Origin of the sequence: Streptomyces sp. NPDC059037, assembly GCF_042740015.1 — a bacterium.
Taxonomy (GTDB): Bacteria; Actinomycetota; Actinomycetes; order Streptomycetales; family Streptomycetaceae; genus Streptomyces.
The window spans coordinates 1-11742 of sequence record NZ_JBHYIG010000301.1; the positions used below are offsets into that span (position 1 = coordinate 1).

At 71.4% G+C, this 11742-nt stretch carries 9 protein-coding genes and 1 tRNA gene; 4 read left to right on the top strand and 6 right to left on the bottom strand.

Going from position 1 to position 11742, the window contains the following annotated elements:
• Nucleotides 1-209 precede the first annotated feature (209 nt).
• A complete protein-coding gene (locus ACFWY6_RS38630; RefSeq protein ID WP_384700599.1) occupies nt 210-1877 on the top strand; it encodes a hypothetical protein in 1668 nt (555 codons plus the stop codon).
• A gap of 19 nt (nt 1878-1896) precedes the next feature.
• On the opposite strand, the gene ACFWY6_RS38635 is transcribed toward ACFWY6_RS38630, so the two are convergent.
• On the bottom strand, nt 1897-2460 hold the full coding sequence (locus ACFWY6_RS38635; protein ID WP_361817704.1) for an HIT domain-containing protein: 564 nt from the start codon (nt 2458-2460) through the stop codon (nt 1897-1899).
• Nucleotides 2461-2527: 67 nt separating this feature from the next.
• On the opposite strand from ACFWY6_RS38635, the gene ACFWY6_RS38640 reads away from it, so the two are divergent.
• A complete protein-coding gene (locus ACFWY6_RS38640) occupies nt 2528-3184 on the top strand; it encodes a potassium channel family protein (RefSeq protein WP_384700602.1) in 657 nt (218 codons plus the stop codon).
• Between the two features lie 58 nt (nt 3185-3242).
• Here ACFWY6_RS38640 and thrS read toward each other — a convergent pair whose 3' ends face one another.
• The 3 genes from thrS to ACFWY6_RS38655 all read right to left on the bottom strand — a co-directional run bounded on the left by thrS (nt 3243) and on the right by ACFWY6_RS38655 (nt 7153).
• Complete coding sequence (thrS, locus tag ACFWY6_RS38645; RefSeq protein WP_384700604.1) at nt 3243-5219, bottom strand: threonine--tRNA ligase; 1977 nt, start codon at nt 5217-5219, stop codon at nt 3243-3245.
• Nucleotides 5220-5348: 129 nt separating this feature from the next.
• On the bottom strand, nt 5349-6590 hold the full coding sequence (locus ACFWY6_RS38650) for a hypothetical protein (RefSeq protein WP_384700614.1): 1242 nt from the start codon (nt 6588-6590) through the stop codon (nt 5349-5351).
• The gene (locus tag ACFWY6_RS38655) at nt 6587-7153 is read right to left on the bottom strand and encodes a DUF4365 domain-containing protein (protein WP_384700606.1); all 567 of its coding nucleotides are present in this window, start codon (nt 7151-7153) and stop codon (nt 6587-6589) included. Before ACFWY6_RS38655 ends, ACFWY6_RS38650 begins: the two co-directional genes overlap by 4 nt.
• Nucleotides 7154-7321: 168 nt before the next feature.
• Between ACFWY6_RS38655 and ACFWY6_RS38660 the strand changes: the two genes are divergently transcribed.
• Nucleotides 7322-8047, top strand: a complete 726-nt coding sequence (locus tag ACFWY6_RS38660; RefSeq protein ID WP_384700608.1) for a 3'-5' exonuclease — start codon at nt 7322-7324, stop codon at nt 8045-8047.
• A gap of 84 nt (nt 8048-8131) precedes the next feature.
• On the opposite strand, the gene ACFWY6_RS38665 is transcribed toward ACFWY6_RS38660, so the two are convergent.
• Nucleotides 8132-8203 (bottom strand) — tRNA-Val (locus ACFWY6_RS38665).
• Between the two features lie 62 nt (nt 8204-8265).
• Nucleotides 8266-8712 carry an SRPBCC family protein gene (locus tag ACFWY6_RS38670; RefSeq protein ID WP_384700610.1) on the bottom strand — a complete coding sequence of 149 codons (447 nt, stop codon included), beginning with the start codon at nt 8710-8712 and terminating at the stop codon, nt 8266-8268.
• Between the two features lie 165 nt (nt 8713-8877).
• Here ACFWY6_RS38670 and ACFWY6_RS38675 point away from each other — a divergent pair, with 165 nt between their 5' ends.
• Complete coding sequence (locus ACFWY6_RS38675; RefSeq protein ID WP_384700612.1) at nt 8878-11643, top strand: SCO7613 C-terminal domain-containing membrane protein; 2766 nt, start codon at nt 8878-8880, stop codon at nt 11641-11643.
• Nucleotides 11644-11742 lie beyond the last annotated feature (99 nt).

Sequence of the window (11742 nt, forward strand, 5' to 3'; positions counted from 1 at the left end):
TTTTCCCGCCCCCCCGCGCTCTTGTCTTACTTCTTTGTCCGGCGGGGGGGGGGGGGGGGGGGGGGCGTGGGCCCCCCCCCCCGCGCCGCCCCCCCCCCCCCCCCGCCCCATGACGGATGTCGGTGCGCACCGATACGCTGATGACCTGATCAACAGGTGTGCCAGGTACGGAAGTCGGGAAAAGCCGCAGCAGCGAGATTCTTGCGGCGATGGGGGCGGCAGTGGCGGACGACGTATTCGACTTCAAGCCCGGCGCGCAGGTACCGCTGTCGGGAGCCGCGGGCCAGACAGCGGCGACGCATGCCCTCGCGTCGGCCGCGTACCGCGACAGCAAGGCCGACAAGATCCTCGACGCCAACAGCGAGTGGCACAAGTCCGAGGTGAAGAGCGGCCTGTTCAAGCTCTTCGCGCCGAACCTGGGCGAGGCCTTCGCGCGCGCCGTGCAGATGCGGATGCTCGGCGGCGCCCGCAAGCCGCTCATCCAGTCCTTCGGGACGGAGCCGCAGTCGATCGTCGAGCACTGCCTCGCGGCGAACAACATCCGCAAGGACCGCGACCGCTGGCTCACCGCCGTGATGGCGCTGTGCGGGCTGCTCTTCCTGCCGGGCCTGCTCGCCTGGCTGCTGGTCTTCGCTGGCCGCCAGGCGGTGATCAAGAAGGACGACAAGCGGGCGAACGCGATCGCGACGGCCGTCCTGGTCGCCGTGGGCGTGCTCGCCGTGATCTTCCTCCTGAAGCTGCCGTTCGGCGGCTTCTGGGCCTGGTACGTACGGGCCGCGATCGTGGTCCCGGTGGTCGGCTGGTTCTGGGCCAAGCTGATCTCCGAGCGCACGGCAAGGGATCTGCGCGAGCGCTGGGACAGTCTGCTCGCGGGCGGCGGCATCGGCGCCAAGATCCCCGAGGCGGTGCCGGGCAGCCCGGGCGAGACCGCGGCCGAGCGGCTGCGCCAGGGTCTCGCGCGCCTCTCCGCGGAGCAGCAGAGCAACTCGGTCTTCTACGCGGGCCCCAAGGGCATATTGGGCATGGGCACTCGCTGGGGCAGCTGGCAGCTCGCCGAGGATCTGGTGTCCGCTGATGACGACAAGGAGATCCACCCGTTCCGCAGCTGGGACGTCATACGGGCGGTGCACGACCAGCTGCGCATGCTGGAGCGCGGCCCGCTGCACACCGGCGGCTTCCCGACCCCGTCGATAAAGCACTGGATCGTCTCCCCCATCGGGGAGAACGCGAAGGCGGTGGCCCGCCCCAGCGGCACGGACGTCGAGGCCTTCCAGGTCCGCGGCCACGAGATACAGCGGATCTGCAACGAGCAGCAGTTCGGCAGCGGCGACCGCCACTATCTGGGCGTCCAGTTCACGCTCTGGGACGGCCAGTTGGTGATCACGATGCTGATCACGGTGACCGTCCTGCACGAGACGCTGCGCATCGAGGTCACCGGACACGCGCTCGGCCCGGTGCACTCCCTGTTCACCAGCAAGCCCGACCCCAAGACGAAGACCGTCGCCAAGCCGATCAAGTTCTGGGAGACCGTCGACCGCAAGCTGCCGCTGGTCGACGCGGACGAGGTCGTACGCCTCGCGGTCCGCGCCCCCTTCACGTGGTACCCGCCGCTCCTGGACTACCTCGGCGGCAAGCTGGTCCTGCCCGAGCCCTTCGGCCTGCGGCACGCCTGGGCGGACAAGCCGTGGCGGCACCGCTTCATGGCCGACGACGCGCTGCGCGCGGCCACGCCGGTGCTGCGCGTGGTGCACTCGGCGGCCATCAAGGTCCTTCAGGAGAACGGCGTCGACACCACGAAGTTCGGTGCCCGCTCCGGCTTCCTCAGCGGCGCGGTCCAGGACCCGATGCCGAGGAAGGCGGATGTGTACGACGCGTGAGCCCCGCCGGGCCCGTCGTCTAGAGGGCGGCGGGCCAGGCGTCCGCCAGCATCTTGCGGGTGTCCGCGAGCAGCTGCGGCAGCACCTTCGTATGCCCGACGACCGGCATGAAGTTCGTGTCCCCGCCCCAGCGCGGCACGATGTGCTGGTGCAGATGCGCGGCGATGCCGGCGCCCGCCACCGTCCCCTGGTTCATGCCGATGTTGAAGCCGTGCGCGCCGGAGGCGGCCCGCAGCGCCGTCATCGCCTGCTTGGTGAACTCGGCGAGCTCGGCCGTCTCGAGCGCCGTCAGCTCCGTGTAGTCGGCGACGTGCCGGTAGGGCACGACCATCAGATGGCCGCCGTTGTACGGGTAGAGGTTGAGCACCGCGTACACCTGCTCACCGCGCGCGACGACCAGGCCGTCCTCGTCGGATTTGGCCGGGATGGAGCAGAAGGGACAGCCGTCGTCGGCCCCCGGACCGCTCGGCTTGTTCTCGCCCTGGATGTACGCCATCCGGTGGGGCGTCCACAGGCGCTGGAACGCGTCCTGCGTCCCCACTCCGATCTGCTGCTCCGGCTCACTCGTCATGCTGTGCAGCATATGACTTCGCCCGTTCGGAGCGTGTCGGCGGGGCAGCCGCCCGGCGCCTCACGGCGAAGCTGGGCCGATGACCGATGACAGCCGTCAGGCACGCTGGGAGACCCGCACCGAAGCCCCGCTGGCCATGGCGTCCGTGCTGTTCCTGGCCGCGTACGCGGTCCGGGTGCTCGCCCCCGGGCTTCCGGAGGCGTGGAAGGACCTGTGCCTCGCGCTCACCCTGGCCGCCTGGGCGGCGTTCGCCGTGGACTACGCGGTGCGGTGGCGGCTGAGCGGGCAACGGCTGCGCTTCGTACGAAAACACTGGATGGACACCGTCGTCCTGGTGCTGCCGCTGCTGCGGCCGCTGCGGATCGTCAAGCTCTACGATGCCGTCCAGCGCCGGAACGAGGCGCCGCGCCTGACCCTGCACGCGCGCGTGATCGCCTATGCGGGACTCTGCGCGCTGCTGCTCGGCTTCGCGGCTTCGCTGGCCGTCTACCAGCAGGAGCAATCGGCGCCCGGCGCCACGATCCGTACGTTCGGCGACTCCGTGTGGTGGGCCTGCACCACGCTGTCGACGGTCGGATACGGCGATGCGACGCCGGTGACTCCGGTGGGACGGCTCGTCGCGGTGTGCCTGATGTTCTGTGGACTCGCCCTCCTCGGCGCGGTGACCGGGTCGTTCTCGTCCTGGCTGCTTCAGGTGTTCACGCGCGAGGACGAGAAGAGGCCCCCGGGAAGCTGAACTTCCCGGGGGCCTCGAACCCCGCATCTGCCTCGAACCCCGCCATCGCGGGGAAGGGTCACACCTGCTCGCGGCGCTCCACCACGTCGGCGAGCTTGGCGAGCGCTTCCTCGCGCGGAATGCCGTTCTCCTGCGAGCCGTCGCGGTAGCGGAAGGAGACCGTGCCCGCGTTCATGTCGTCGTCACCGACAATGATCATGAACGGGACCTTCAGCTTCTGCTGCGTCCTGATCTTCTTCTGCATACGGTCCGACGAGGCGTCCACCTCGACCCGCAGGCCCTTCTTCTTCGCGTCGGCCGCGAACTCCTGCAGGTACGGGACGTGTGCGTCGCCGACCGGGATGCCCACCGCCTGGACCGGGGCCAGCCACGGCGGCATGGCGCCCGCGTAGTGCTCAAGGAGCACCGCGAAGAACCGCTCGATGGAACCGAACAGGGCACGGTGGATCATGACCGGCCGCTGCTTGGTGCCGTCAGGCCCGGTGTACTCCAGGTTGAAGCGCTCCGGCAGGTTGAAGTCGAGCTGCACGGTCGACATCTGCCAGGTGCGGCCGATGGCGTCCTTGCACTGCACGGAGATCTTCGGGCCGTAGAACGCGGCGCCGCCCGGGTCGGGGACCAGCGGCAGACCCTGCTTCTCGGCGACCTGCTGCAGCGTCGCGGTGGCCTCTTCCCAGATCTCGTCCGAGCCGACGAACTTCTCCGGGTCCTTGGTGGAGAGCTCCAGGTAGAAGTCGGTCAGGCCGTAGTCGCGCAGCAGGTTCAGGACGAAGGTGAGCGTCTTGTCGAGCTCGTCCGCCATCTGCTCCTTGGTGCAGTAGATGTGCGCGTCGTCCTGGGTGAAGCCGCGGGCACGGGTCAGGCCGTGCACGACGCCGGACTTCTCGTACCGGTACACGGTGCCGAACTCGAAGAGTCGCAGCGGCAGTTCACGGTAGGAACGCCCGCGCGCATCGAAGATCAGGTTGTGCATCGGGCAGTTCATGGGCTTGAGGTAGTAGTCCACGCCCTCGTCGAGCTGCATGGGCGGGTACATGCCGTCGGCGTACCAGTCCAGGTGGCCCGAGGTCTCGAAGAGCTTCCCCTTGGTGGCGTGCGGGGTGTAGACGAACTCGTACCCCTCCTCCTCGTGGCGGCGCCGCGAGTAGTCCTCCATGACCCGGCGGATGATGCCGCCCTTGGGGTGGAAGACCGCGAGGCCCGAGCCGATCTGCTCCGGGATGGAGAAGAGGTCGAGCTCGCTGCCGAGCTTGCGGTGGTCGCGCTTCTCGGCCTCGGCGAGGAACTCCAGGTGCGCCTTGAGCTCGTCCTTGGTGGGCCAGGCGGTGCCGTAGATGCGCTGCAGCATCGGGTTCTTCTCGCTGCCGCGCCAGTACGCCGCGGCGTTGCGCATCAGCTTGAAGGCCGGGATGTTGCGGGTGGTGGGCAGGTGGGGACCGCGGCAGAGGTCCTTCCAGCACAGGTCGCCGGACTTCGGGTCGAGGTTGTCGTAGATGGTCAGCTCGCCGCCGCCCACCTCGACGTCCGCGCCGTCGTCGCTCGAGGCGGAGCCCTTGATGCCGATGAGCTCCAGCTTGTACGGCTCGTTCGCCAGCTCCTCGCGGGCGGCCTCGTCGGTGACGACGCGGCGCGAGAAGCGCTGGCCGCGCTTCTGGATCTCCTGCATCTTCTTCTCGATGGCCTTGAGATCCTCGGGCGTGAACGGCTTCTCGACGTCGAAGTCGTAGTAGAAGCCGTCCTTGACCGGCGGGCCGATGCCCAGCTTGGCCTCGGGGAAGAGCTCCTGCACGGCCTGCGCCATCACGTGCGCGGTGGAGTGCCGCAGGATGTTCAGGCCGTCCTCGGAGGAGATCTCGACCGGCTCGACCTCCTCGCCGTCCTGCACGGCGTACGCGAGGTCCTTCAGCTCGCCGGCCACGCGGGCGGCGACGACGGTGCGCTCACCGGGGAAGAGTTCCGCGGCCGTAGTGCCCGTCGTCACCACGCGCTCTTCCCGCTCGGAATCGCGTTGGATGATCACACGGACGTCTGACACCGGTCTCTCCTTGCTGAAGGGGTCGCGGCAGATCTGCTCCTGCGCGCGAAACGAATCGTACCGAGCCGGGGGCGCCCATCGCGAAACGGTTATCCCCCGAGCCCCGGCCGCGCCCCGCCCCAGACACCCCTAGTCGCCGCTGCAGGCCTCCTCGAAGAAGGCCGTAATCTCGGCGGTCGCCTGGAGCGACTTCATCAGGCGGTCCTTCTCCGCCTCGTCGACCTGTACGGGCACCACCCCGGACGCCCCGGTGAGCCGCCGGAAGCCGCCCCGGCTCTCCAGGCGTCCGTGCACCCGGATCGGCAGGCCCACCAGGTGCGCGTGCCCGGCGATGCGGTACGCCTCCTCGTCCAAGGTCATCCGTACGTGATGGACGTCCGCCCCGGCGAGCACACGGACCCGCACCGTGCCGTTCCCGCGCGGTCCCGACCGCCGCATCCGCACCACGGCCCCCGTGATCCGCACCGCCACCGCGGGCTCGTCCCGCAGATAGCGGGCGCCCGCCTCCCTAAGGACCGGCAGGTCACCGGGCGAGAACTCGACGGGCTCGGCGTGCTGGGCGCAGCCATCGGGCACCCCGGCTGCGGGCGCCCACGCCACGGCGATCCGCGCGCCTTCCGTGCCCCGCACCAGGGCCGCGATCGCCTCCGTCAGCTCATGGCTGACGCCCGCCTCCACGGCACCGTCGAAGGCGTCCATGCCGCCGGTGGCGCGCTGATAGTCGACGGCCTCGCGTGCGGCGTACAGCGCCTGATGCAGCCGCACCGCGAGCTGCCGCCCGGTCAGGACGGGCACGAACGCGGTGAGCTGCCGCCCGCCGGGGGCGGGCCCGACGAGGACGTTCCCCAGGGACGCCGCGGCCGGCCCGCGGTGCCGCGCGCCGTAGTACCCGGCGCGGCCGCGCGCCGCCAGAGCGCCCGCGAGCAGCATCTGCCGTGCCGCGGCCCGCAGTTGTTCCTCGGCCGTCCAGGTCGCGGTGCCGGCGGGACCTGCCGGGACATCCCGCCGCCAGCGGATCTCGTCACTGGGCACGGTCAGCCCCACGAGCACGTCGCGAGCGGAGGGCGAGGCGCTGCGGGACAGCGCGACGAGCGCCTCGCCGATGAGGTCCTCGCAGTCGGGGAAGGCCCTGCTCTCCGGTACGAGCAGGCTGGTGCCGCCGCTTCCCGGTCCCGGCGGGGTCCACCGGGTATAGCGGCCCGCCGCTCCCCCGCGCCGGTGCCAGCCGTGCCGGTCGAGCAGCGCGCCGAGCACGGCGGGGTCGACCTGGGCGGGGGTGGGCGCGCCGGGCGGATGGGACCAAGGGCCCGCGGCCTCGATGGGGTGCGGGCGAACGGGGCGTACGGGCTCATCGATCGGGCGGTGCATCAGGGTCTCCCTCCCGTCCCGACCCGCGTCATGATCTCGCAGAGGGCACGGTCGTCGAAGATCCGCGAGGTCGGGACGCGCACGGTGGTCCTGCGCCGGCCGGTCACCTGGTGTCCGGCGAGGTTGGTCCAGTAGCAGCAGTGCCGCAGGTCGAGGCGGTCGTGACCGGCGCGCAGCCAGTCGTCCTGCGACCGGGGCACCAGCATCACGACCAGGATCTTGTGCACCGAGACCGGTGTGCGGGCGAGCTTCTCCAGGTGCGGGTTGTCCAGCGTGAAGGAGAAGGCGGGCCCCGGAGGGTTCGGCGGTATCTGGTACGTGCACTTGAGCTGCACCTTGATGGTGACTTCGTCGTCGACCGTGTGCCCGGGGGCGCTGTGGCTGACGTGCCAGTCGATTCCGTTGTCCGGAAAGGGCTGTGAGAGCGAGCACCCCGCGGCCGCGGCGACGGCGTGCAGATAGCCCACCTGAAGGGTCTCCATACAGGCGGTGGTGGCGAGTGTGCCGCGCGGCGGTGCGATCCGCTCGGGCAGCAGCCCACCCTGTTCGGGCTGCGCGAGCGCCATGTCCAACAAGCCTTCCGAGCCAGTGAATCCCCGCTTCGGACCGGTCAACTACCAGGTCCTGTACCTGTGTTGTCTCCGGCCCGCGTACAGCGCAAACGGCCCGGGTATCACCAGCGTGGGCAGGGGACGCAAGCCATCTGCCGGACAAGAACGAGGAGTTGCGTCACTATGACGTGCTGGTACGAGGGGCCCTTGGCCGCATTCGACACGGAGACCACGGGCGTCGACGTCGAGACCGACCGCATTGTGTCGGCCGCCGTCGTCGTCCAGCAAGGCGCGGGAACCCGCCCGCGCATCACCCGCTGGCTGGTGAACCCGGGCGTCCCGGTGCCCGAGGGCGCCACCGCGGTGCACGGCCTGACGGAGGATCATCTGCAGCGCAACGGCCGCTGGCCCGCGCCGGTGATGGAGGAGATAGCCCGGGAGCTCGCGGAGCAGGGCGCCGCGGGCCGCCCCATCGTCGTCATGAACGCACCCTTCGATCTGACGATCCTGGACCGGGAGTTGCGCAGGCACCGCGCGTCCTCGCTCAGCCACTACATGGCGGGCTCACCGCTGTGCGTCCTGGACCCACGCGTCCTGGACAAGCAGCTCGACCGCTATCGCAAGGGCCGCCGCACGCTGACCGATCTGTGCGCGCACTACGCGGTGGATCTTGACGAGGCGCACGACGCGGCGGCCGACGCTCAGGCCGCGCTCGATGTCGTGCGTGCGGTGGGGCGCCGTTTCGCGTCCCGTCTCGAACGGCTCTCGCCGGCGGAGCTGCACGCGCTGCAGGCGGTGTGGCACGCGGCACAGGCGCGTGGGCTGCAGGCGTGGTTCGCCCGCAGCGGCACTCCGGAAGCGGTGGACCCCGCGTGGCCGCTGCGGCCCGAACTGCCTGCGGCAGCTTGACCGTCGACGCCGTGCCGCCATGGAGCGGGCATGAGGCGGGCATGAAAAAACCGGTCCGTCGGTGACGGACCGGCATTCTCCGGGTGGGCGATACTGGGTTCGAACCAGTGACCTCTTCGGTGTGAACGAAGCGCTCTCCCACTGAGCTAATCGCCCGGGAACGGACTGAACAATACAGGTCCTCGCGGGTTTCCATCAAACCGCTTCCAGGTGAGCGGTCAGCTCCGCCTCAAGTACCCCTTCAGACCCCGCTCGCCCGCGCGCATCATCAGGGCGTGGTTGAGGAGAAAGACGGGGCGCCCGGGCACCGCGAGGCGCCGCATCAGCGGTTTGCGCACCACCACTTCCTGGTCGTAGAGAGCGCGCGTACCGCCGGGCACGGTCGTGACCGTCCAGCGCGCCCAGCCCTCCAGGTCCCCCGTCATCGCGATCTCCAGGATCCCGGCGCCGGGGTCGTGCCGCCGCTCCTCCGCGGTGACGTACAGGTCGTACGGCAGCAAGGAGCGGAAGCGGGCGGTGCCGCTGCGCTCGTCGACCGGCGTCACGGCGCGGACCTGCGGCCACCACTCGGGATAGTCCTCGGCCCGCTCCAGGGCGGCGAACACGTCGGTGCGCGGCGCCGGCAGATTCCAGACGCTGCGGAAGCGGTAGTGACACCAGTCCATGGACCGAGTCTGCCGTGCGGGAGCGCGGCCGTCCGGCACCCCGGCCGATCCGGGTACGCCCCTGATCCGGGTACGTCGCGATCTGAGCACGTCCTGCTGATCTGAGTACGTCCTGAGTATCCGCACCGATGTCCGGCGCTGTGTCCCGGACCACACTCCACAACCATGACGAACATTCCGCCCCCGGCCGAGGAACTGCGGATCCTCGACCTGGAGCTGCACCGGCTCGACGCGCGCAGGGCGCAGTTGCTGCACCGCCGCGCCTGGCTGCTGAGCGCACTGCGGGCGGCGGCCCCACCGCCGCAGGCCCCGCCGCACCCGCGGCACGTGCCCGAGGCCACGCCGCCGAACGTGCAGAACGCGCTGCTCACCCTCGGGGGCATCCTGCTGACCGTCGCGGCGATCGCCTTCACGCTGGTGAGCTGGGGGCACTTGGGCATCGGCGGCCGCAGTGCCGTACTGGCCCTGCTGACCCTCACGGCACTCGGCGTGCCGGCGCTGCTCCTGCACCGCTCGCTGCGCTCGACGGCGGAGACGGTAGCGGCCCTGGGTCTCGCCCTGACCGTCCTGGACGCGTACGCCCTCCATGCCGTCGCCCTGCCCGACACGGACCCGGCGGGGTACGCGGCGGCCGCTTCGGCGGTGCTCGCCGCGCTGTGGGCGGCGTACGGCAGAGTCTTCGGCGAGCTGCGACTGCCGCTGCCGGTGGCCGTGGTGACGGCTCAACTTCCCCTGTTCCTCTGGGCGTCGGACTCCGGCACCCACGCGATCGGGGCCGCGCTCCTGGTGACGGCGGCGTTCGACACGGCGCTCGCGCTGCGGGCCACCGACACCGCCGTACGCGTCGTCGCCACCGTCGGTGCGTGCGCGACGGGCCTGTGGGGCACGATGGGCGCCGGATGGCTGTCCTGGTCGGCGACGGACGTACCCGAGGCGGCGAGGGCGGCCGCGCTGCTCGCCCTCGCCACGTCGATCGCGCTCGCCACGGCGTGGCTGACGTCGCACGCCTCGCCCGCGACGGCGACGGGCACGGCGTTCGCCGGCGCGCTGACCGCGGTGGCCGCGGTCGGTGGTGTCGTCCGGGAGGCGCTGCCCGGCGGCTGGTCCGTACCGGCCCATCTGGCGTGCGCCATCGCCTTGTTGGCGACGGTACGGATCACGCTGCCGCACCCCCTGCGCAAGGGCATCGCGGGCGCGGCCCTCCTGGTGCACGGCCTCGCGGTCCTGTGGACGCTGCCGACGGTTGCCGCCGCGCTGCTCGGCCCCACGCACTGGGCCGCCGACCCTTGGTCGTCGACCACCCCGCCCCACACCGCCTACGGCTTCTCCTCCTTGTCCGACCTGCCGGTGTCCGAACCCGCAATGGCTTCCCTGGTGTTGGGGGTCGTCGCGGTCGTGGCCTACCTGGCCGGGGGGATGGGTGCGGCTTGGGCAGCGGAAACGACTGTGGTCGGGGCCACGGGCATCGAGGGTGCCGGAGCAGGCGGGGCTGCGGGAAGCACCGCGGTTGTGGGACCGGATGGAGCCGCCGGAACCGCCCCGGCTGCGGACACCGGCCGAGCCGCCCAGGTTCCCTCAACCGCCGGAAGCGACAGGCCTGCAGGACCAGCCGGAGCCACCGGGACCACAGGAGCCACCGGAACCGCCCCGGCCGCGGAGACGGGCCAAGCCGGCCGGACCCCCGGACCTGCGGGTAGCTCCCAGGCCGCAGGACCATCCGGAGACCCCGCAATCGGCGGGACCCCTGGCGCCGACGCAACCGGCGGATTCGGTGCGGCCGCCGTGCGCACCTCCCCCGCCGCGGCCTTCCTCGCCGCCGCCCGCCCCGTCGCCCTCGCCCTCGCGTGGGCCGCGGTCTTCACCCTGCCGTTCGCCTTCGAACTCCCTTACGCCGCCGGGCTGTTCGTCCACTGCGTCCTGACCGCGGCACTGCTCGGCCTCGCGGTCCGGAGCGATGCGGCGGCGCTTGCCCGCACCTCGCTGGGGCTTGGGCTCGCGTCCTCCGGGAGTGTCGCGTTCCTTTCCCTCGCCACCACGTCGGCGACCCTCGGCACGCTCGGCGCCCTCACCGGTCTCTTCCTGGCCGCCGCCGTCCTCGCCTCCCGGCGCTCTGCGAGCGGCGTGGCCGCCATCGCCGCCGGTGCCGGCATCGCGTACGCCACCGCACTCGTCTGCGCCACGGGAGCCGCCCTAGAGCTGCGCGTCGACCACACGGGGCTCCTGGTCCTGGTCGTCCCGGCGCTCGCCGCCGGTGCCGCGGCGCGGCTGGGTCGGCGCCCTCTGACGCCGATCGTCGAGATCACCGGGGCCGCGGCGGGCGGGCTCGGGATCGTGCTCACCGCGGGGCACGCGCCGACTCTCGCGACGGCCCTCGCCCTCGGCGGTGTCATCGCCGCGGGTACGGCCGTGCGCGCGGACCGTCGCCGGGTCGGGTACGCGGCCGGGGCGCTGTTCCTCCTGGCGACCTGGGTACGCCTCGCGTCGTGGGACGTCACCATGCCGGAGGCGTACACGCTGCCCGCCACCGTCCCGGCCCTCGTCGTCGGCTTCCTGCGGCGCCGCCGCGACCCCGCCGCGTCCTCCTGGACGGCGTACGGCCCGGGTCTCGCTGCGACCCTGCTGCCCAGCCTCGCCGCCGCGTGGGGCGATGCCCACTGGCAGCGGCCGTTGCTCCTCGGCACCGCGGCGCTCCTGGTCACGCTGACCGGGGCGCGGCACCGGCTCCAGGCACCGCTCGTCATCGGCGGCACGGTCCTCGCCCTGGACGCACTGCACGAACTGGCGCCCTACATCGTCCAAGTGGTGGACACCCTGCCCCGCTGGCTGCCGCCCGCGCTGGCCGGAATGCTGCTCCTCGCCATCGGCGCGACGTACGAACAACGACTGCGCGACGCGCGCAAAGTCCGCGACGTACTCGGCAGAATGCACTGATCCGCTTTCCGTCCGCTTTTTCGGACGGTCCGTCAATTCCCGTAAAACAGCGGTGAATACGACTGCGGCCCGGAGGCGTTTATCCTCCCGGCCGCAGGT